Raw genomic sequence first — 20,940 nt, forward strand, 5'->3', positions numbered from 1 at the left:
GGGGGCTTCATTATGGCCAGGGCGGAGTAAAGGGCGGCTTAACGCTGCGGGTCAGGTGCGCGGACGGCCGATCCGGAACTCGGCATGGCCGGGCAGCTCGCGGACGTCGAGGCTCCAGCCATGGGCCTGCGCCAGGGCGGGCACGTCTATCAGGGCCACCGGATCGTCGGCGAGCAGCAGGATCGCTTCGTGCTGGCGCATCTCACGCGCGGCGCGCAGCACTGGCCAGGGGCATTTCAGGCCGCGCGTGTCGATCCGGGCCGGGCCGGCGACCTCGTCGGTCTCCGGCTCAGTTCTTCTTGTTGTCAAAGGGATTGCGCGCGCTGCGCAGGTTGAGGCGGATGGGCACGCCCGAGAAGTCCAGTTCCCGCCGGATGCCATTGACGAGATAGCGCCGGTAGCTTTCCGGCAGCTCATCGAGCCGGGTGCCGAACAGCACGAACGTGGGCGGGCGGATGCGGGCCTGCGTGATGTAGCGCAGCTTGATGCGCCGGCCGCCCGGCGCCGGCGGCGGATTGGCTTCCAGCGCGGAGTCGAACCAGCGGTTGAGCAGGCTGGTCGGCACGCGCTGCGACCAGCGGCTGCGCGTGTCGAACGCCGCGCCGAGCAAGTCATCGAGACCCTTTCCGGTCGCGCCGGACACGGTGAGCAGGGGCACGCCGCGTACCTGCGCCAGTCCTTCATCCAGCGCCTTGCGCACGCCCTGGTAAAGCGAGGAGCCGTTCTCGGCGACGTCCCATTTGTTGAGCGCGATGACGAGCGCGCGGCCCTCGCTCAGCACCTTGTCGGCGATCCTGAGATCCTGCGCTTCCAGCCCTTTGGTGGCGTCGAGCAGCAGCACGACCACCTCGGCGAAGTCGACGGCGCGCAGGGCATCGGAGACGGAAAGTTTCTCCAGCTTGTCCTGCACCTTGGCGCGCTTGCGCATGCCGGCGGTGTCGATCAGCCGCACCGGCCGCACGCGCCCGTCAGGCGCATGCCAAGTCCAGTCGACGGCAATGCTGTCCCGCGTGATGCCCGCCTCCGGGCCGGTGATCAGTCGGTCCTCGCCCAGGATGCGATTGATGAGCGTGGACTTGCCCGCATTGGGACGGCCGACGATGGCGAGCTGGAGCGGCGCATTATCGTCCGCTTCCTCATCGTCGCCCGCTTCTTCCTCCTCGTCCTCGTCCCGCTCGACATGGGGGCGAATGGCCTCGAACAGGTCCGCGAGGCCAAGCCCATGCTCGGCGGAGAATGCGATCGGTTCTCCGAAGCCAAGCGCATAGGCTTCCATCAGCCCGGCGTCGGCAGCGGAGCCTTCCGCCTTATTGGCCATCAGGACGACGGGCGTGTCACCGGCGCGCAGCCAGCGGGCGATATGCTCGTCGAGCGGCGTGACGCCCGCGCGCGCGTCGATCATCAGCAGGGCGACGGAGGCCCCACGCACCGCCATTTCCGTCTGTGCCCGCATGCGGCCCGGCAAGGTCTGCGGATCGTCTTCCTCGAAACCGGCCGTGTCGACGATGCGGAACTTGAGGCCCAGCAGCTCGGCATCGCCTTCCCGCCGGTCACGCGTCACGCCCGGCTGATCGTCGACAAGCGCGATCCTCTTGCCCACGAGGCGGTTGAACAGGGTCGACTTGCCGACATTCGGCCGGCCGACAATGGCGACGACGGGGAGCATGGGGCAGTGTCCTGACAGAGGGTTCATCGATTGCGCCTGCATCGGCAGGAGCCCGGGCCGGCGAAGATCGCCGCAGTCATCCCGGGTTCCCGCGCCTGCAGGAACGATTGCTGGTTACATGGCGTCGCCGCCGACCTCAAGTGCCGGCCGCCCTGCACCTGCCGGAGCCGCGTGCCTTAGCGGTCTTCCAGAAGGCGCGGCCCGGGCGATCAGCGATAGGCGAGGATGCGGCCGTCGTCGGCGAGCAGATAGAGCATGTTGCCCGCCACGACCGGCGAAAGCGAAACGCCCCGATTGAGATCCTGCTCGGACAGGATGGCGCCGGTCGTCGGATTGGCAAAGACGAGCGCGCCTTCCGTCGACACCAGGATCAGCTTGTTGCCGGCCACGACCGGACCGCGCCAGCGGATCGGACCTTCCTTCTTCTTCGGTTTGCGCCAGGCGGGAAGGTCGCTGATCCAGCGCACCTTGCCGGTCGAGCGGGTGATGCAGAAGAGCTTGGCCTTGTCGGTGACCACGAACACCCAGTCGCCCACCACCAGCGGCGTCGACACGCCGCCGATATTGAGTTCCCACAGGCGCTGGCCGCTGACCAGCTCATAGGATGCCATGCGCCCGCCCTCGCCGATGGCGAAGACGCGGCCCCGATCGATCACCGGGTCGGCATCGATGTCCGTGAGAGTGGAGACGGAGGTCGAGATGCTGGTCTTGCTCAGCGCATCGCCCCAGAGCGCCCGGCCGTTCTCGTAGCGATATGCGGTCAGCTCGCCCGAGCTGTAGCCCGCGATCACCGAACCCTGGGCGGCGGAAGGGGCCGCCACGCCGAACACGCCCGTCGATTCGAGCGTGCCGGAATCGGACCAGATGACAGCGCCATCCGTCTCGTTGAGCGCGAAGAGCTGGTTGTCCTGGCTCATCACATAGACATTGCCGTTGGAAAGCGTCGGTGATCCGCGCAACGGGCCGCCGGGCCGGACCTTCCAGATGATGGTGCCGTCGGCGGCATTGAGGGCGGCCACGTCGCCGATGCCGGTCGTCGCGTACACACGCTCGCCATCGACGCTCACGCCGCCGCCGAACTGGACGCTGCCGCGATCATCCTTGGCGCGGACGCTGGATGTCCACAGGCGGGCGCCGGTTTGGGCATCGAAAGCGTAGACCACGGCCTCGGTGTCGATCACGTAGAGCTTGCCCAGCGCGATCACGGGCGGGGAGGCGAGGCGGGCGCGATTGCTGCCGCCGGTGATCGAGGCCGTCCAGACCTGCTGCGTGCCCTCGCCAAGCGCCACATGGCCGATGGCCTTGGACGCCCGGCCGCCGGACTGCGGCCAATCCGCGTTGGAGGCCGGGGGCGGCAGGGTAACCTCCAGCGCGGCCACGCTTTCATCCGGATTCACCACCTCGGTGCCGCTCAGGATGGAGGTGCGCTCGCCATGGACGGGCGTCTTGGGGCCGCTCTTGCGTCCCCCGCAGCCGGTCAGCACCAATGCGACAGGCAGGACCATCAGGGCGGCACGAAAGCTCATGCGACGATTCATCATCATATTCTTGTCTTTCAGCGGGCCGGGGTGCCGGGTTGCGCGGCGGCGGACGGGAGCGCCGAGCCGAGCATGCTTGCCATCTGTCCTGCCCGGAGCCTGATCGACTCCGGAACGCTCTGGTCGCCGGCGAGGCTTGCAAAGAGAGCGCCGGCCTGTTCGCGGCGGCCGGCCTTGAGATGCGCGATCGCGGTCAGTTCGCCCGCGCTGCCGAAAAAGGCGCTGTCGGGCGTGCTCAGTCTGCTGAGCGCGGCGACCACGTCATCGGGCTTTGCCTTGTCGAACTGCAGGGCCGTCTTGCGCAGCAGCGCGGCATCCTTGAGCGGCTGCAGTGCCTCGGGATCCTTGAGGACCTCGTCATAAGTGGCGATGGCGGCGGCATCATCCTCGCGTCCGGCGGCGAGGGCTGCCTTCACGAGCTGCGCTTCCGTCTTGTAGATCGCGCCGCCTTCGGTCACGAGCGTGTCGTAGATCTTCTGGTCGAGCGAGCCGCCCTGCGCGGACTTGAGGAGATTGCCGAACGCGACGCTGTTCGCCTCGGCCACCTGGGTCTTGTGGTGCTGCCAGTAGAGCCAGCCACCGAATGCCGAGAGGCCAATCACCACCGCGACCGCAATGGCGATGCCATAACGTTCCCAGAACGACTCGAGATCATCCTTGCGGACGGCATCGTCCACTTCGCGAAGCAGGGCATCTGTCTGATATGGCGTCAGGGCCAAATCTGGTCTCCGGTGGATTGAACAGGTTGGGGGCGTTTGCGGCGGCGGACCTTAGCCGTGGCTGAACCTCAAGCAAATCACTTTTTGGCGCGGTAGAGCTGGTCCTCGCCCGGGAAGGTCCGCGCGCGGACCTCCGCGGCGTAAGTCGCGGCGGCTTCGCCGATCGTGGCGGCTATGTCCGCATAGCGTTTCACGAAGCGCGGCGTGCGCTCGAACAGGCCCAGCAGATCCTCGGTGACCAGCACTTGCCCATCGCACAGGGGCGAGGCGCCGATGCCGATGGTGGGGCAGGGCACGGCAGCGGTGATGGCGGCGGCGAGCGGCTCGACCACGCCCTCGATCACCATGGCGAAACAGCCGGCCTGCGCGACGGCCTTCGCGTCCGCCATGATCTTGTCCGCTTCGGTCGCGTCGCGCCCGCGCGGGCCATAGCCGCCCAGCACATTGACCGCCTGCGGGGTGAGGCCGACATGCGCGCAGACCGGGATGCCGCGCGCGACGAGAAAGGCGATCGTCCCGGCCATGGCCGCGCCGCCTTCAAGCTTCACGCCCGCCGCACCGGTCTCCTTGAGCAGGCGCGCGGCGCTTTCGAAGGCTTGCGCGGGCGATGCCTCATAGCTGCCGAACGGCATGTCGATGATGACGACGCTGTGATAGCTGCCGCGCACCACGGCCGCGCCATGAGCGGCCATCAGGTCCAGCGTCACGGGCACGCTGGAAGGCAGGCCATAAATGACCTGGCCAAGCGAATCCCCGACCAGCAGCATGTCGCAATGCGGATCGAGCAGCTGCGCCTGCCGCGCGGTGTAGGCGGTGAGCACGACGAGCGGCTCGGCCGTCTCGCCGTCCGCCTTGCGGGCCCGCAGCGCGGGAATGGTGAGCCGCTTCATCGGGGCGGGCGTCGGGTTGGCCCGGCTCGTCGATGTGTCGAGCGTGAAGGTCGTGGACATGCGCGCGCTTTAGCTCATGCGTCCCGCGCGGAACAGCCCCTGCCGGGAAGGGACGAACATGCCCGGTCCGGCGACCGAACTTCTCCTCAGGCCCACTCCGCGAGCCGGGTGCGCAGCTTGTCCAGCGCGGCCTTCTTGATCTGGCATACGCGCGCCGCGCCGATGTCCAGTGTCAGGCCGATTTCCTCGAGGTTCATTTCCTCGACGAAATAGAGCTGCAGGACCATGGCTTCCCGTTGCGGCAGATCCGCGATGCACGCGGCAATCGCTTTCTTCAGCGATTCGCGCTCCAGCATCTCGTCGGCCCGCTCGGCGACATCCGCGAACCACATCGACTGGTCCGAATAGACCTCGTCCATGCTCTGATGCTGCGCCATGTCGGTGCCGTCCGCGAATTCGCGCCAGGCGGCCGGATCAAGGCCGAGATGCGCGGCGATCTCGGCGTCGCTTGCCGCGCGGCCGGTCCGGTGCTCGATGCTGCGGCGCGCTTCCTGCAAGGTCTTCCGGCGCGCCATGGCGGAGCGGCACAGCGTCGCATGCCGGCGCAGATGATCGATCATCGCGCCGCGCACGCGCATCTGGGCATAGGTCGCGAAGCCGTGGCCGCGATCCTCGAAGCTGTTCGCCGCTTCCACCAGCGCGACCATGCCGATCTGCAGGAGATCCTCGATATCGATCGCCGAGGAGACCCGGCCATGGACATGCCAGGCGATCTTGCGCACCAGCGGCATATATTGCCGGGCGAGCTGGTCGGGCGTGGAACTGGTCCTGCGCCCATATGTGTAGCCGGCGACCTCGAGCTTTGCGCTTTGCATAAGAGTGGCTTAGTCCAAAAGGCTTAACTTAGATTTTCCGACGCGTTTGCTGCGCGTTAAACGTCATTTTTGTGCGCAGCATGGCGGTGCAGTATCGTTCGTGGTGACCTGGCCGCGGGCGCGGGGCGCTGCAGCCGGGGCCGCCGTCTTCAGCCCTGTCCTCATGCCGCCTGCAGCCTTTCCACACGGTTGATGCGGCTCTCGCTGCCGACCACGGCGACGACCTCCACCGGCTTGCCGTCCGGGATTTCGAGGAAGGACAGCACCGGCGTCTCGGGCAAATGCGGCTTGAACAGCCGGGCGAGCGCGCGCCGCGCCACGGGTGATGTCACGATGGCGAAATTGCGTGCCTGCGCGAGCAGCGGTTGCGCGGCCTCGCCGACCTGCTCGATGAGGCGCTGGGCCAGCGCGGGCTCGATCGGGTGTTGGGCATCGCCGGCGACTCGCATGGCCTGCGCGAGCAGCCCTTCCAGCTCGCCATCGAGCGTGACGACCGGCAGCGGCATCTTCACGGGCACGATGGTCTGGATGATGAGCGAACCGATCTTCTGGCGCACGGCCTCGGCCAGCGCCTCGGTGCCAATGTCCGGCCGCGCGACCACGATCATGGCTTCGGCGATGCGGCGGAAATCCTTGAGCGGCACGCCCTCGGACAACAAAGCGCGGCAAAGCGCGGTGATCTGGGCGAGGCTCAGCGGATTGGGAGACAGGCCATCGGCGAGTTGCGGGGCGACCTCCTTGAGCGTGTCGAGCAGCTTGCGCGCTTCGTCCATTCCGAACAGCTCGGCGGCATTGTGCGCGACGAGGTGATTGAGATGCGTGGCGACGACCGTGGAGGGATCGACCACCGTATAGCCGGCGATCACGGCCTCGCTGCGGCGATCGGGCGTGATCCATACCGCATCCAGGCCGAAGGTCGGATCCCGGGCGGCGCGTCCGTCAACGGTCTGCGTCAGGTCGCCGCTGTCCAGCGCGAGCAGGTCGTCGGGCCAGATCTCGTCCTCGCCGACCACCACGCCGGCCACCGTGATGCGATACTGGTTGGGGCCGAGCGCGAGATTGTCCTTCACCCGGATCATGGGGATGACGAAGCCGAGTTCCCGCGAGAGCTGGCGGCGTATGCCGGTGATCCGGCCCATGAGGGGCGCTTCCTTGCGCTCGTCGACAAGGGAAATGAGGCCATAGCCGATCTCCAGGCCGAGGACCGCGCCGTCGGACACGTCGGTCCACTCGATATGCGCCGGGTTCTCCGGAATGGGCTCTTCCGCCGGCGCCTCGGGCGCGGCGCTGGCGGCCTTGCGCAGGCGCCATGTGACGAACCATGCAAGGGCGGCCGCGGGCAGGATGATGAAATGCGGCATGCCCGGCAGCACGCCGAGGAAGGTGAGGATCGCGGCGACCGGGAGCCAGGCCTTGCCGACGCCGAACTGAGCCGAGATCTGGCCGGAAAGATCATGATCGGAGGTGACGCGCGTGACGATCGCCGCGGCCGCGATGGACAGGAGCAGGGCAGGCACCTGCGCGACCAGCGCATCGCCGATGGCGAGCAGGACATAGGTCTGCGCCGCTTCGCCAAAGCCCAGATCATGGCTCACCACGCCGAGAATGATGCCGCCCACGATGTTGATGACGAGAATGAGGATGCCGGCGACTGCATCGCCCTTCACGAACTTGGAGGCACCGTCCATGGAACCGTAGAAGTCCGCTTCCGTCGCAACCTCCTGACGGCGCCGCTTGGCTTCCTCGGGCGTGAGCAGGCCGGCATTGAGATCGGCATCGATGGCCATCTGCTTGCCGGGCAGGGCGTCCAGCGTGAAGCGGGCCGAGACTTCCGAGACGCGGCCGGCGCCCTTGGTGATGACCACCAGGTTGATGATCATGAGGATGGCGAAGACGAAGATGCCGACGACATAATCGCCGCCGATGAGGAAATTGCCGAACGCCTCGATCACATGACCGGGCCGCGTCCGATCCGGTGTGGCCGTTCACCAGCACGACGCGGGTGGACGCGACGTTGAGCGCGAGCCGCAGCAGGGTCGCGAACAGCAGCACGGTCGGGAAGCTGGAGAAATCGAGCGGCTTGGCTGCGTTGAGCGCGATCATCAGCACGACGAGGCTGATCATGATGTTCGCGATGAAGCCCATGTCCAGCATGATCGCCGGCACCGGCACGACCATGAACATGACGAGGAGCAGGATGGCGAAGGGCAGGACCGCGCCTTTCGCGGCATTGCTCCAGATGCGGCCATTGACGTCGCTGCGTGTCATGGTGCGGGATTACCTTCCGAAGGTGGCGAGCATGAGATAGGCGAGCCGCGCGGTTTCGGCGCGCGGGGCGGAAGCGGGATAGGGCTGGGCTTCGGCGAGCTTCTGCTGGCTCGCGAGCTGATCCTGCCCGGAAAGATTTTCGCGCGCGATGCGGACATAGTCGGACGGCTGGACGGTCCGCGCATTGGCGGGAAGGCCGCCGTCGACCGCGCCGGCGTTCTGCATGCCGTTCATCTGCGCGCCGGCCTGGAGCTTGCGGGCGAAATTGTCGCGGATGTCGGCAAGGCTGCGCGCATTGCCCTGCCGGTCGTAGAAGATGGCGCTGTTGGCGCGCGCAGCGGCGGGAAACAGGCTGGCACCGCTCGCATTGGGCGACTGGGCCATGGTCGTCAGGAATTTCGCGGCGCCTCCGGCACCCAGGAAATGCGCGAGATAGAGATCCACCGAGTCCGCCGGGCGACCGATGCGCGCTTCCAGGAAATCACGATTGTCGGACGCGAGCTCCGCCGCCATGACCGACGCCGTTTCGGGATGATTGCGCAGATCGAGAATTTGCTGGCGCAGGGCCGGATCGGCAACGAAATAGCGACCGTTTCCGGTGCGCTGGATGGCCTCGGATGCCCAGCCCATGCCATGCTTGGCGCCATGATCGTTGACGATGGCGAGCCAGCTCTGATCGATGAACTGGTATAGGCCGGTAGCGCTCGACGTGCGCGCCCGGGCCGAGGGATCGAGGCTGCTCTCGACCTGTGCCTGGCCCAGAAGATAATTGAAATCGACCCCGGTCCGCCGGCTCGCCGAGGCGATGGCCTGCGTCACCCGGCCCGGCTGGCCCGACGTTTCCTTGATGTTCAGTCCGTTGAACAAGGACATGGCGTGCGTTCGATCCCGCGTTGATACGGGTATCAAAAAGCAAAAACCATGCCAGTTTCAGTGATTTGGACTGGGCCAGATAAGGCGCGTGTCGGGAGATGGCGCGCGGAGAGCCGCCGCTCAGGACCGCGCGGAGCGGGCGTCAAAAATGGGGAGGGGAAGAAAATTAGCGCCGATAGAGAGGCTGCGGCGCATCCGGCGTGCGGGCGGCAGCGGCGGCATGCGCCTGGCCGGCCATGTCGCCCAGCAGGAGGGCAAGGCCGCGCGAAGCGTCGAGCTCGCTCATCAGTTCGGCGATTTTCGCCTTGATCTGCGGTTCGCTGCGCCAGGCGCCATTGGCCTGGACCGCCTCGATGGAGGAGCGGAAGCCGTCCAGCCCCTTCTCGATGTCGGCGAGGTCGGCACGCTGCATGGCATCGCGCAATTGCGACGCTGCGACGGACAGATCATCGATCAGGGCAAGCGACATCGAAGTAGGTCTTTCAGTGCTGGCGAAGGGGAAGGTCCAGATCCAGCATCTTCTCGGCGATCTTGCCAGGATCGACCGGATAATTGCCGGATGCGATGGCCTGCTTGATGCTGGCGATGCGCGCGCTGTCGATGGGGGCGCCTTGCCCGGCCATGCGCGAGGCTGGCGTGGATGCCGGGGCAGGGCTCTCGGCATCGTTCTCGGCGACGACCCTTGATGCTGACCGCGACGACGCGGTCTCGCGCAGCCGGGCTGCCTCAACTGCGGCGTTCATGAACTGGCCAACAGGCTTGATCATCGTTTCATCCTTTCTGTCCGACCCTTCTATATACGGATCGGTTCACGAAAGTTTAAATCCCCGGAATGCGAACGATGCCGAGCGCTTCCACGCGCGCCATCACCGGCATGGCCTTGGGGTCCTGCCGCACGCGGATGAGCGCGCCGACCGCGCCATCCTCATCGGCGATCACCAGCCGCGAAACCGAGAAAAAGTCATTGCCGGCAACCAGTTGCACCGGATCGCCCTTCTTGACGACGATCGCCGGGCTGCTGTGAGCGGCGACCGGAGCGACGGGAGCCGCCACGGTGTTGCTCACTGCCGCGAGCGGCACGCGAAGGCGCCATCCGGCACTGGGGCAGGAGACGATGGCGGCACTCATGCGCGTTTCCTCGACAAGAGGCGTCTGCGGGCAGGGCGCAAGGCGCAAGCGGCGATCGATGGGCGCGATCGGTCCGCCGGGCTCGCCCAGCGCGGCCCCGACGCTCATCGCAACCAGCGTGTCGAGCCGGTCCAGATTCTCGAAAGTGGCGGCTCTTGCAGGCGAGACAAGGCCGATGAGCAGCAGGCCGATCAGGGTCGTCATCACGGCGGAAACGGCACGGATGGGCAGCACAATGCGGTCAGTCATGGCAATCGGCTCCGAAGATGTTCTGCCGGATCGGAGCAAGGACCGTGCCAGAGGCGCTCACTCGGCTGGCGGCTTCTCGACGAGGCGGATGACCTGCCGCCCCGAAGCGGCGGCATCCGCTTCCTCCGCCAGCCCCGCGACGCGCAGCCGCTCCGGCGGAATGCCTGCCGCAACCAGCGCGCGCGCGACCGCGCCAAGCCGCGCGGCGGCGAGATCCCATTCGTCGAAACGATGTTCGCCGCGTTCAAGGCCAATCGACTGAATACGAACGATATTTCCTGAGGCGCGCAAGGGGGCAGCGGCGCGGGCAAGTGCGGCGTGCCCGGCTTCGCTGAGCAGCGCTTCGCCCGGCTGGAAGAGGGCGGCCGCGGGGAGATCGATCTTCCTGGGTGCTTCGAGCGCGCCGAAATAGCTGCCGATGCCGGCCAGCGCCTGATCGCGCGCCGACTGATTGGCCTGCAGCAGCACGAAGAAACCGAGCAGCAGGAGGCAGAGATCCGCGAAGCTGACCGCCCACCGGCCGCGCCGCATGCCGGCACTGGCGCGCATCAGGCCGCCTCGCGCGCGGTCTTGCGCAGCATGCCGGGCTCGCGGCTCGCAATCGCTTCCAGCCGCCGGGCGAAGGCGCCTTGCCAGGCCAACTCCCGCGCGGAAAGATCGGCGAGGCGGTTCGCGATGGGGCCCGCCACGGCATTGGCGAGGATCATGCCGTGCAGCGTCGTCATGAGGGCCAGCGCCATGGCCGGCCCGATCGTCGAAGGGTCGCGCATGCTCGCGAACATGCCGACCAGACCGATGATCGTGCCCACCATGCCCATGGCGGGCGCAGCATCGGCAATCGCGTTCCAGAAGCCGATCACGCTCGCATGGCGATCGCGCCGGTCCTCGAGGACCTGATCGATCCGCAACGAAAAATGCTCGACATCGGGGGCGTTCGCGAGACTGTTGAGCGCGCCGGCGATGAAGGGATGGCCCGCCCGGATGCGATCCGTGCGCATCAGCCCCCTGAGCTCGGCGACGGCTTCCACCTTGAACAGCAGCGCCCGCGCGACATCCCGCTCGTCATCCGGGCGCGCCATGAGCAGCGGCCCGAGCGCGCGAAGGGATCGCGCCGCCGTGACAGGGCCGAACTGGCCAAGCGCGATGAGGGCAGTGCCGAGCGATACCAGCAGGATGGGGAGCGGGGCGAAGAGCTGACCCAGAATATCCCACATCGCCGCGCCGACCCCGAATGTTTGACCGGAGACGGGCGGCAAAGAAATGCCGCCGACCGGCAAAAACTTGCCGGCCACGCCGTCCCTGCGCCGGAAAGGCGCGGAATTCCTTGCTCTCACGTCCCTGCCGGACCGGCAGCGCGCCTGTTGGCACGGCCTTTGCAGATATTCCCTGTGGACAGGGGTGATGTCTCGCAACCGGACCGGCTCTTGCGGTGAGAACGACCCCCACGAAGCGTTATTTAGGGAAGGCACGAAAAAATGTCGCTGGAAGACAGTTTGTTCGGCGTCCATGGCAAGGCCCTCGCGCTGCGATCGCAGCGGCTGGAGCTCATTGCCTCGAATATCGCCAATGCATCGACGCCCGGCTACAAGGCGCGGGACATCGATTTCGACAAGGCGCTCGCCGCCGCGACCAGCCAGCAGGGCAGTGTCGCCGGAGCGCTCGAAACCGCGATGGGCTATCGCACCCCGCTCCAGCCGAGCAGCGACGGCAACACCGTCGAGATGTCGACCGAGCAGACCCTGTTTGCCGAGAATGCGGTCAAGTACCGCACGACGCTCTCCTTCCTCGAAGGGCGCCTCAACACCATCACGCGCGCGCTGCGGGGAGAATGAGCATGGACAAGCCCATGAACATCTTCGACATCGCCGGTCGCGCCATGTCGGCCCAGCTCGTCCGGCTGAATGCCACCGCATCCAACCTCGCCAACGCGGGATCGGTCTCGGGCAACGAGAACCAGGCCTATCGCGCGATCCGGCCCGTCTTCTCGACCATCGTGGAGAAGCCCGGCGTCGCGACGGTGAAGGTCGACAAGGTGGTGACCTCTGACACGCCCGCCACGCGGCGCCACGACCCCGGCCATCCGCTCGCGGACGCCAATGGCGATGTCTGGGAAGCCGGCGTCGACAGCAGCGCGGAGCTTGTCGAAATGGTCGAGAGCGCGCGCATGTACCAGAATAATGTGCAGGTCATCCAGACCGCCAAGTCCCTCCTCCTCGAAACGATCAGGCTCGGCAAATGACGACAACCAGCGCTTCCCAGACGTCCAGCCCCTGGACGGTCGATCCGACGACGTCCTTCACCAACCAGAACCTGGCGGAGACGAAGAAGGCGTCGAACCAAACGATCGACATGAGCGGCTTCCTGACGCTGCTGACGGCGCAGATGCAGTTCCAGGACCCGTTCGAGCCGACGGACAACAGCCAGATGGTCGCCCAGATGGCCCAGTTCTCCTCGCTTTCGGCGCAGGCGGAATCCAACAGCCTGCTCGGGAACATCGCGGACTCCGTCTCCGGCGCGCGGCTTTCCGATGCGGCGAGCTGGATCGGCAAATCGATGCTGGTGAAGAGCAACATCGCAACGCCCGACCGCACCGGCGCCTATGCCGGCGAGATCACGCTCGGCGCGGCCGCGGACGGCGTGGCCATCGATCTCGTGAATGCCAATGGCCAGGTCGTGAAGACGCTGGAATTCGGCGCCCTGGGGGCCGGCGCAAGCTCCTTCTTCTGGGACGGCATGGATGAGGCCGGCAATTTCATCGGCGGCGAGGCGCTTCAGGTGAAGGTGCGCGGCGCGAACCCGACGCAGGTCGCCACCTGGGCCAGCATCGCGGCCGTCCAGTCCCCCGCGAGCGGCACGGGCTCCCAGCTCATCACCCCGCTCGGCAATTTCTCGCCGACCGACGCAATCCGTCTCGGCTGACATCAGGAACCATCAGAGGAGTCTGCAACCATGTCCTTCTACATTTCCCTCACCGGTCTCAAGGGCGCCCAGACCGACCTGTCGGTGGTCGCCAACAATGTGGCGAACGTCTCGTCGATCGCGTTCAAGAAGAGCAAGGCCGCATTCGGCGACATCTTCGCTTCCAGCGGCGGGCCGCTCGGCGGCAACGGCGTGCGCCTCATCGACGTCAACCAGCAGTTCACGCAGGGCACGCTCGAAACGACCGACAAGACGCTCGATCTCGCCATCACCGGCGAGGGCTTCTTCACCGTGAAGGGCCTCGGCACCAACGGCTCCGTCAGCTACACGCGCAACGGCTCCTTCAGCGTCGACAAGAACCGCAACGTGGTGGACACGACCGGCTCGCGCCTGCAGGTGCTGCCGACCGATCCGACGGGCGACGGCACGCCGACGAGCACGGATCCCGCGGGGCTCATCGACCTCGTCATCCCGACCGTCCATCCCGACGATGCGACCATCCAGCTTTCGAGCATTTCCATCGACGAGACCGGGCTGGTCTCGGCAACGTTCGCGGATGGATCGGTCCGCAATCTCGGCGTGGTGGCGATGGCGAGCTTCCCGAGCCAGGATGCGCTGCGTCAGGAAGGCGATGCCCACTGGTCCGCGACCGGCGCGAGCGGCGAAGCGGTCTATGGCGCGGGCAACAACGGTCTTTTCGGAGCCGTGCGGTCCGGCACGCTGGAGCGCTCCAACGTCGACATCACCGAAGAGCTGGTCGCGCTCATTTCCGCCCAGCGCAATTTCCAGGCGAACTCGAAGGCGATCGAGACTGCGAACAACATGACGCAGACAATCATCGCCCTGCGCGCCTGACGCCGAAGGCCGATCGGAGCTCTAGTCCATGGATCGTCTCATCAATGTGGCCCGCACGGCGATGCGCGGCTCGATGGCCCGGCAGACGGCGATTGCCAACAATCTCGCAAACGCCAACACCACGGGCTTTCGCGCCGAGATCGCCAATGCCTCCACGCGCTGGATCGGCGGCGGCACCTTCCAGAGCCGCGCCGAGCAGGTGGGGCAGGTCATCGCTGCGGACCTGAAGCCGGGAACCGTCGTCCAGACCGGCAATCCGCTGGACATCGCGGTCGATGGCGAGGGCCTCATCGCGGTCCAGGCGAGCGACGGTTCGGAAGGCTATACGCGGCGGGGCGACCTCAAGCTCAACGAGAGTGGCCTTCTCACCACCGGGGACGGCCATCCCGTCATCGGTGGCGCGGGGCCGATCACCCTGCCGCCGGCCGACAGCATCAAGATCGCTCAGGACGGCGGCATATGGATCGTGCCCCAGGGCGGGCAGATCGACCAGCCGCAACTCGTCGACACGATCAAGATCGCCAACGCCAATGGCTCCGTCATCGCCAAGGGCACGGACAATCTGTTCCGCGAAGTGAATGGTGGCGCGCTGCCGGAAGATCCGGCGGCCTCCGTCACCTCCGGGGCGCTCGAGGGCTCCAATGTCGATGCGACACTGGCGCTCGTGCAGATGATCGAGGCCAGCCGCGCCTGGGAAACCCAGATCAAGATGATCGATACCGCCAAGGACATCGACAATGGCGGCTCCAGCCTGATGCGGCTCGACGCGTAATCAACGGAAGAGGACCAGACTCATGACCACCAGCGCCCTTCATGTGGCCCGGACCGGGCTTGATGCCCAGGACGTCAAGATGCGGGTCATCGCCAACAATCTGGCGAATGTGAACACCGTGGGCTTCAAGCGCGACCGCGCGAATTTCGAAGCGCTGGCCTATCAGCAGGTCATCGCGGCGGGCAGCCAGGCCGACAGCCAGAACAAGCTCGCCATCGGCCTCAATCTCGGCACCGGCGTCCAGCTCACCGGCACCGAGCGGATTGACACGCAGGGTACGCTGAACACCACGGACAACTCGCTCGACCTCGCGATCGAGGGCAATGGCTTCTTCCAGGTGCAGCGGACGGACGGCACGATCGCCTATACCCGCGCCGGCAATTTCAAGACCAATGCGGAAGGCATCCTCGTGACGCCGGGCGGCCTGCCGCTCATTCCGCAGATCCAGCTCCCCGAGGGCGTTTCCTCCATCACCATCGGCAATGACGGCACGGTCTCCGCGACAGTGGACGGCCAGACCGAGCCGACCCAGCTCGGCCAGATCGAGACGGCGCGGTTCGTCAATCCCGCCGGCCTGCAGGCGGTGGGCAGCAATCTGCTGATCGAGACGGCCGCATCCGGCGCGCCGCAGACGGGCGCGGCCGGCCTCGAGGGACGCGGCACCATCCGGCAGGGCGCGCTCGAGCAATCGAACGTCAACACAGTGGAGGAGCTGGTCGACATGATCGAGACGCAGCGCGCCTACGAGATCGCCTCGAAGATGATCAAGGCGACCGACGAAATGCTCCAGTACGTCAACCAGCAGCTCTGATCATGAAGCATCATCTCATCGCAGCCTCCGCCATCGCGGCCATCGCCTTCTCTGCGCCGGCATCGGCGGGTCTCTTCGGCAAGAAGGCCGACCCGATGGCCGATCCCGCTTTCCAGGCGACGCTCGCCCCGGCCGAAATGACCGCGCCGGAGCGACCAAACGGCGCCATCTTCCAGGCCAGCGCAGGCTATTCCCCGCTCGTCAACGGCGCGCGCGCCGCGAATGTGGGCGACATCATCACCATCCTGCTCGTGGAGCGCACCCAGGCGAGCAAGAGCAACAGCGCCAATACCGACCGCTCGGGCAGCATCGGCCTGAACCCGCCCACCACCGGGCCGTTCAGCAAGATCTTCAGCGCGAGCGACGTTGGCGCGAGCGGCACGCAGGGCTTCAAGGGCAAGGGCGATGCCGCGCAATCCAATGCGCTGTCCGGCGAAATCACCGTCACGGTTTCAAAGGTCTACAGTAATGGAACCATGCTGGTTCGCGGACAGAAGCAGCTCACGCTCAACCGGGGAGACGAATATGTCCAGGTGTCCGGCCTCGTACGACAGGCCGATGTGGGCCCCGACAACCGCGTCCTTTCCACCCGCGTCGCCGACGCGCGGATCACTTACAGCGGCAAGGGCGAGATCGCGCGGGCCAGCCGGCAGGGCTGGCTGCAGCGCTTCTTCTCCATGGTCAGCCCTTTCTGACGGAGCATTCCTCAGCATGATTTCCCGGATTACGCCTGTGCTCGGCCGTCTCGCCGGCTGGATCGTCGCCATCGCCGTCGTCGCCGGCCTGCAGCTTGTCGCGCCGCAGGCCCATGCCGAGCGCATCAAGGATTTGGGGGCCTTCGAGGGCCTGCGGTCCAACCAGCTCGTCGGCTATGGCGTCGTCGTCGGCCTTGCCGGCACGGGCGACGACAGCCTCGATTATGCCACGCAGGGCATAAAGGGGGTGATCTCGCGGTTCGGTCTCACCTTGCCGCCGGGGATCAATCCCGCGCTCAAGAACGCCGCCGCCGTGATGGTGACGGCCGAGCTTCCCGCCTTCGCGAAGCCCGGCCAGCGGCTGGACGTCACCGTCTCCGCACTCGGCAAGGCGAAGTCGCTTCGCGGCGGCACGCTGGTGCTGACCCCGCTGCGCGGTGCCGACGGCGAGATCTATGGCATGGCACAGGGCAATCTGGCCGTTGGCGGCCTCGGCGTTTCCGGCGCGGATGGCTCGCAGCTTTCGGTCAACGTGCCGTCCGCCGGCCGCATTCCGAGCGGGGCCTCGGTGGAGCGCGCCGTCGAAACGGGCTTCGATACCAGTCCGGCCCTGACCTTCAATCTGGCCGACGCCGACCTCACCACGGCGCTGCGGGTGGCAGACGCGATCAACCTCGCCTTCGGCGACCAGCGCGCCAAGGCGCTCGACGGCGTGTCGATCGCCGTGGCTGCGCCGCAGGGCGCCGAAAGCCGCATCATGATGATGGGCCTCATCGAGAATATCGAGGTTCGGCCCGCCGATCCGCCGGCCCGCGTGATCGTCAATGCCCGTTCGGGCACGGTCGTGATCAACGGCAGCGTGCGGATCAGCCCCGCCGCCGTCAGCCACGGCAAGCTCACCGTTTCGGTCAACGAAGCGCCGCGCGTCGTGCAGCCGGCACCCTTCTCGCGAGGGGAGACCGCGGTCGAGCAATCCAGCGCGATCAGCGCGGCGGAAGAGCGCAATCCCATGTTCCTTTTTAAAGGTGGCGCCTCTCTGGCCGATATTGTGAAGGCGGTGAACGCAGTCGGCGCTTCACCTTCGGACCTGGTGGAAATTCTCGGTGCCCTCAAACAGGCCGGGGCAATGAAGGCGGAGCTGGAAGTGATATGACGCAGATTGCCGCCCTTTCCGCCGCCAGCCGGCCGACCGCCGCCGCGCCGGCGAGCAGTGAACGCGAGCAACTCGCACAGGCCGCCCGCGCGTTCGAGGCGGTCTTCATGCGGCAGCTTCTGGGGACCATGCGCTCCGCCAGCCTGGGCGAGGACGTCGCCGGGAGCGCGGCGGTCGACCAGTTCCGGGAGCTTGCCGACGCCAGACTGTCCGACAGCATGTCCCAGCAGGGTAATCTCGGCATTGCCGAGCTCATCCTCCAGCAACTGGACAGGAAGCCATGACGGTCAGCGATCTTTTCCAGATCGGCGTGTCCGGCGCGCGCTCCTATCAGGCGGCGATGGGCGCGGTGTCCAACAACATCGCCAATACCGACACGCCCGGCTACAGCCGCCGCACGATCGAGGTCAAGGAATCGCCATCCGGCGCGGGGACGACCATCTGGTATCGGTCCGGCATCGCTTATGGCGGCGCCATGATCGGACAGGTGCTGCGGGCCAGCGATCCCTATCTGGATTCCGCCGCACGCCACACCGGCAACGCGCTGGGCAGCGTGGACCAGCGCGCGCGCTGGATGAACGACATCCAGACCGCGCTCAACGACGGAACGCTCGGCGTGGGCCAGCGCATGACGGCGATGTTCTCGGCCGTCGAGCGGCTGGCGTCGAACCCCACCGACACGACGCTGCGCGCCGACGTGCTCTTCTCCTTCGAGCAGATCAACACGGCCTTCAAGCAGAGCCATGGCGATCTGGTCGCGATCCGCGATTCGATCGGACAAGCCGCGACGAGCGACGTCGCCGCGCTCAACGATGCGCTCCAGCAGCTCGCCACGGCCAATGAAGGCCTGCGGCGATCGCAGGAAGGGACATCCGCGCATGTGAGCCTGCTCGATTCGCGCGATCAGGCGCTCTTCGAGATCACGAAGCGGCTGAACGTGACGATCGAATTCGGCGCCAATGACGTCGCCAACGTCAAATATGGCTCGGAGACGCTCGTCGAGAATGTCAGCGCCACGCAGATCTTCGTTACCCAGGATGCGGACGGGCTGCTGCATTTCCAGGCCGGGGATGCCGGTCCGACCGGCACCCCGATCGCAGACCCGGCCGGCGGCTCGCTGGGCGGGCTCACCAGCAGCGCGAAGATCACCAAGGAGCGGATTGAGGCGGTCAACGATCTCGCCGCCGAATATGTCGAGGTCATCAACGACTGGCACATGCAGGGCCAGACCGCTGACGGAACGCCCGGTGCCGCGATGCTCTCGATCGGTGCCGATGCGGCCTCGCTCCAGGTCCTGATCACCGATCCGGCCGGAGTCGCCGGCGCTTCCGCACCGGGCGCGATCAACGGCAATCTGCTCGCGATCACGGCCATCCGGGGCTCGGGCTCGGTCGAGGACAAGTGGCTTTCGCTCATCTCGACACATGGCAATCTGGTCAGCGCCACCTTCGCCGAGCAGACGGCGGCATCCAATCGCGACCAGATGGCGCAGGCCGCGCGCGCCGACGTGAGCGGGGTCAATCTCGATCGGGAAGCGGCCGATCTCCTCCGGCTGCAACAGGCCTATCAGGCCTGCGCCCGCGTCATTCAGGTGGCGCGGGAGATCACTGACTCCCTCTTCGCAATCTTCTGATCCCCCGTCGAAAAAGGCGTGCCCCCATGGTCTTCATCACGACACAGTCCATCAATGCCGAGATCCTGCGTCAGCAGAGGATGGCCAAGGAAATCGCCAACGAGCAGGCCAAGGTTTCGAGCGGCCAGAAGATCAACCAGCCTTCCGACAATCCGCAGGACTGGGTGCAGATCTCGCTGGTGGGCCGCCAGCAGTCCATCAATCAGGCATGGCAGAGCAACCTGACCTTCGCGGAATCCCGCGCGACCAAGGCCAGCACCAATCTGAACGACATCAACAACCTGATGACCCGCGTGACCGACCTGCTGGTGACCTCTACCTCGACCGGGGATGGTTCGCCCGGGCGAGAGGCCGTTGCGCAGGAGCTGGAGGGGATCCGGGCCACGATCAACGAACTGCTCAACCAGAAGGATTATCAGGGGCAGCCGGTGTTCGACGAGACGACGACGGTGAACGTCCCCGTCGGCATGGGAATCTCGGTGGAATCGGTCCCGACGCGCCAGAGCATCGCGGAGAACGCGGTGGGCACCAAATCCCTCGAGGATGTGCTCGCCGATGCCATTGCCGCCGTGAAGACGGGCACGGCGGACGACCGGTCCGCGGCGCTGAACGATGCGCGCACCGCGCTCGACCATGTCATCGTCGCCCAGTCCCTGCAGGGCGTCCGTTCGCAGCGCCTCGAGAATATCGGCGATCGCCTTTCGAGCCAGTCGCTCGCGCTCACCGAGCGGCGCTCGGGCCTGGCCGACACCGACCTGACCGAGACGATCACGACGCTTCAGAACAAGCTCATCACGCTTGAGGCGGCGCAGGCGGCGTTCGCGCGGATCAACCGCCAGTCGCTGTTCGACCTTATCTCCTGACGAGCCGGCCCGGCGCGCGCGGCGGTCGCTGCCCGGGCACTTCTTTCACGGACTTAAGCCGGCGCTAACTCTGAGGCTAAACCCTGTTTCAGTGGAGCCGTTCTAAGCAGTGAATATGTGAGCGGCAGCCATCCGCCGCTCGCCAATCACAAAGCGCGCGGGGATCAGAATGTTCGCAGGTGTCGGTCTCGTTGTTCTCCTGGTCATGGTGTTCGGTGGCTTCATGCTCACCGGCGGCAATATCGGACCGGTGCTGCATGCACTCCCGCATGAAATGCTCATCATCGGCGGCGCCGCGGTCGGCGCGCTTATCATCGGCAACTCCGGCGCGGACCTCAAAGCGCTGCTCGGCGGGCTGATGAAGGTCTTCAAGGGCCCGAAATACAAGAAGCAGGACTATCTCGACTGCATCTTCCTCGTCAGCAAGCTGATGAAGACCCTGCGGGTGGAGGGGCCGGTGGCGCTCGAGCCGCACATCGAGGACCCCAAGAACTCCGCCATTTTCGCCGAATATCCCCGCCTGCTGACGGATTCCGCGCTGATCCACCTGATCTGCGACACGCTGCGTCTGGTCGTGGTGTCCTCAGGCACGCTCGATCCCCATGCGGTCGAGGACGTGATGGACAATGCGCTCAAGACCCACCATCACGAAGCGATCCGGCCCGCCGACAATCTGCAGGGCCTTGCCGACGCGCTGCCGGCGCTGGGCATCGTCGCGGCCGTGCTCGGCGTGGTCAAGACGATGGGCTCGATCGACAAGCCGCCGGAAATCCTGGGCGCGATGATCGGCTCGGCGCTCGTCGGTACCTTCCTGGGCGTGCTGCTCGCCTATGGCATGGTCGGCCCCTTCGCGAGCCGTTGCCGCCAGGTGATCGAGGCCGACGCGTCGATCTACCAGGTGGTCAAGCAGATCATCATCGCCTCGCTCCACGGCCACCCGCAGCCGCTCGTCATCGAGGCTGCGCGCTCGAACCTCAGCCATGCGAACCAGCCGGCCTTCGCCGAAGTGTTCGACGGCATGCGCGGCCGCTAA

24 protein-coding genes and 1 pseudogene are annotated in these 20,940 nt (G+C 66.4%); 12 read left to right on the top strand and 13 right to left on the bottom strand.

All coding sequences use genetic code 11. The features are described from left to right. Positions 1 to 51: 51 nt before the first annotated feature. The 13 genes and pseudogenes from HNP60_RS06025 to HNP60_RS06085 form a co-directional block, all read right to left on the bottom strand. Positions 52 to 309: a sulfurtransferase TusA family protein gene (locus tag HNP60_RS06025; RefSeq protein WP_260394739.1), complete on the bottom strand. Its 258-nt coding sequence runs from the start codon at positions 307 to 309 to the stop codon at positions 52 to 54. After that, entirely contained in the window at positions 290 to 1,666 is a 1,377-nt protein-coding gene (gene der / locus HNP60_RS06030; protein WP_184049924.1) for a ribosome biogenesis GTPase Der, read from the bottom strand. Before der ends, HNP60_RS06025 begins: the two co-directional genes overlap by 20 nt. Positions 1,667 to 1,875: 209 nt before the next feature. Next, positions 1,876 to 3,192: an outer membrane protein assembly factor BamB family protein gene (locus HNP60_RS06035; RefSeq protein ID WP_260394740.1), complete on the bottom strand. Its 1,317-nt coding sequence runs from the start codon at positions 3,190 to 3,192 to the stop codon at positions 1,876 to 1,878. A 29-nt stretch (positions 3,193 to 3,221) separates the two neighbouring features. Further along, on the bottom strand, positions 3,222 to 3,923 hold the full coding sequence (locus HNP60_RS06040) for a tetratricopeptide repeat protein (RefSeq protein ID WP_184151441.1): 702 nt from the start codon (positions 3,921 to 3,923) through the stop codon (positions 3,222 to 3,224). A 77-nt stretch (positions 3,924 to 4,000) separates the two neighbouring features. Beyond that, positions 4,001 to 4,873, bottom strand: a complete 873-nt coding sequence (panB, locus tag HNP60_RS06045) for a 3-methyl-2-oxobutanoate hydroxymethyltransferase (RefSeq protein WP_184151444.1) — start codon at positions 4,871 to 4,873, stop codon at positions 4,001 to 4,003. A gap of 86 nt (positions 4,874 to 4,959) precedes the next feature. After that, a complete protein-coding gene (locus HNP60_RS06050) occupies positions 4,960 to 5,688 on the bottom strand; it encodes a sigma-70 family RNA polymerase sigma factor (protein WP_184049917.1) in 729 nt (242 codons plus the stop codon). Between the two features lie 161 nt (positions 5,689 to 5,849). Beyond that, positions 5,850 to 7,956, bottom strand: a pseudogene (gene flhA, locus HNP60_RS06055) (flagellar biosynthesis protein FlhA). A gap of 9 nt (positions 7,957 to 7,965) precedes the next feature. After that, positions 7,966 to 8,829 (bottom strand): lytic transglycosylase domain-containing protein, encoded by an 864-nt coding sequence (locus tag HNP60_RS06060; protein WP_184151449.1) that lies wholly within the window; start codon positions 8,827 to 8,829, stop codon positions 7,966 to 7,968. Between the two features lie 166 nt (positions 8,830 to 8,995). After that, complete coding sequence (locus HNP60_RS06065) at positions 8,996 to 9,298, bottom strand: hypothetical protein (protein ID WP_184049911.1); 303 nt, start codon at positions 9,296 to 9,298, stop codon at positions 8,996 to 8,998. Between the two features lie 13 nt (positions 9,299 to 9,311). Continuing rightward, positions 9,312 to 9,596, bottom strand: a complete 285-nt coding sequence (gene flgM, locus HNP60_RS06070) for a flagellar biosynthesis anti-sigma factor FlgM (RefSeq protein ID WP_014075631.1) — start codon at positions 9,594 to 9,596, stop codon at positions 9,312 to 9,314. 52 nt (positions 9,597 to 9,648) lie between these two features. Next, complete coding sequence (locus tag HNP60_RS06075; RefSeq protein ID WP_420825220.1) at positions 9,649 to 10,206, bottom strand: flagella basal body P-ring formation protein FlgA; 558 nt, start codon at positions 10,204 to 10,206, stop codon at positions 9,649 to 9,651. A gap of 57 nt (positions 10,207 to 10,263) precedes the next feature. Then, on the bottom strand, positions 10,264 to 10,755 hold the full coding sequence (locus HNP60_RS06080; protein ID WP_184151452.1) for an OmpA family protein: 492 nt from the start codon (positions 10,753 to 10,755) through the stop codon (positions 10,264 to 10,266). Next, positions 10,755 to 11,498, bottom strand: coding sequence for a MotA/TolQ/ExbB proton channel family protein (locus HNP60_RS06085; protein ID WP_338056693.1), 744 nt, complete (start codon positions 11,496 to 11,498; stop codon positions 10,755 to 10,757). The genes HNP60_RS06080 and HNP60_RS06085 overlap by 1 nt, the downstream gene beginning before the upstream one ends. A gap of 183 nt (positions 11,499 to 11,681) precedes the next feature. Here HNP60_RS06085 and HNP60_RS06090 point away from each other — a divergent pair, with 183 nt between their 5' ends. The 12 genes from HNP60_RS06090 (at position 11,682) to motA (ending at position 20,940) form a co-directional block, all read left to right on the top strand. Next, positions 11,682 to 12,038 carry a flagellar basal body rod protein FlgB gene (locus HNP60_RS06090; protein ID WP_014075635.1) on the top strand — a complete coding sequence of 119 codons (357 nt, stop codon included), beginning with the start codon at positions 11,682 to 11,684 and terminating at the stop codon, positions 12,036 to 12,038. Beyond that, entirely contained in the window at positions 12,035 to 12,445 is a 411-nt protein-coding gene (flgC, locus tag HNP60_RS06095) for a flagellar basal body rod protein FlgC (RefSeq protein ID WP_420825221.1), read from the top strand. Before HNP60_RS06090 ends, flgC begins: the two co-directional genes overlap by 4 nt. Further along, positions 12,442 to 13,125 carry a flagellar hook assembly protein FlgD gene (locus HNP60_RS06100; protein ID WP_184151458.1) on the top strand — a complete coding sequence of 228 codons (684 nt, stop codon included), beginning with the start codon at positions 12,442 to 12,444 and terminating at the stop codon, positions 13,123 to 13,125. The genes flgC and HNP60_RS06100 overlap by 4 nt, the downstream gene beginning before the upstream one ends. Before the next feature lie 30 nt (positions 13,126 to 13,155). Then, positions 13,156 to 13,980 carry a flagellar hook-basal body complex protein gene (locus HNP60_RS06105; protein WP_184049903.1) on the top strand — a complete coding sequence of 275 codons (825 nt, stop codon included), beginning with the start codon at positions 13,156 to 13,158 and terminating at the stop codon, positions 13,978 to 13,980. Between the two features lie 28 nt (positions 13,981 to 14,008). Then, a complete protein-coding gene (locus HNP60_RS06110; RefSeq protein ID WP_184151461.1) occupies positions 14,009 to 14,752 on the top strand; it encodes a flagellar basal body rod protein FlgF in 744 nt (247 codons plus the stop codon). 22 nt (positions 14,753 to 14,774) lie between these two features. Next, on the top strand, positions 14,775 to 15,563 hold the full coding sequence (flgG, locus tag HNP60_RS06115; protein WP_014075640.1) for a flagellar basal-body rod protein FlgG: 789 nt from the start codon (positions 14,775 to 14,777) through the stop codon (positions 15,561 to 15,563). Between the two features lie 2 nt (positions 15,564 to 15,565). Then, positions 15,566 to 16,258: a flagellar basal body L-ring protein FlgH gene (locus HNP60_RS06120; protein WP_184151464.1), complete on the top strand. Its 693-nt coding sequence runs from the start codon at positions 15,566 to 15,568 to the stop codon at positions 16,256 to 16,258. Positions 16,259 to 16,274: 16 nt separating this feature from the next. After that, a complete protein-coding gene (locus tag HNP60_RS06125) occupies positions 16,275 to 17,411 on the top strand; it encodes a flagellar basal body P-ring protein FlgI (RefSeq protein ID WP_221414630.1) in 1,137 nt (378 codons plus the stop codon). Continuing rightward, positions 17,408 to 17,695: a rod-binding protein gene (locus HNP60_RS06130; protein ID WP_184151467.1), complete on the top strand. Its 288-nt coding sequence runs from the start codon at positions 17,408 to 17,410 to the stop codon at positions 17,693 to 17,695. The genes HNP60_RS06125 and HNP60_RS06130 overlap by 4 nt, the downstream gene beginning before the upstream one ends. Next, the gene (flgK, locus tag HNP60_RS06135; protein ID WP_184151470.1) at positions 17,692 to 19,044 is read left to right on the top strand and encodes a flagellar hook-associated protein FlgK; all 1,353 of its coding nucleotides are present in this window, start codon (positions 17,692 to 17,694) and stop codon (positions 19,042 to 19,044) included. Before HNP60_RS06130 ends, flgK begins: the two co-directional genes overlap by 4 nt. A 26-nt stretch (positions 19,045 to 19,070) precedes the next feature. Continuing rightward, complete coding sequence (locus HNP60_RS06140; protein ID WP_184151473.1) at positions 19,071 to 19,907, top strand: flagellin; 837 nt, start codon at positions 19,071 to 19,073, stop codon at positions 19,905 to 19,907. Between the two features lie 169 nt (positions 19,908 to 20,076). After that, entirely contained in the window at positions 20,077 to 20,940 is an 864-nt protein-coding gene (gene motA, locus HNP60_RS06145; RefSeq protein WP_014075646.1) for a flagellar motor stator protein MotA, read from the top strand.

Origin of the sequence: Sphingobium lignivorans, from assembly GCF_014203955.1 — a bacterium.
GTDB classification, from domain to species: Bacteria; Pseudomonadota; Alphaproteobacteria; order Sphingomonadales; family Sphingomonadaceae; genus Sphingobium; species Sphingobium lignivorans.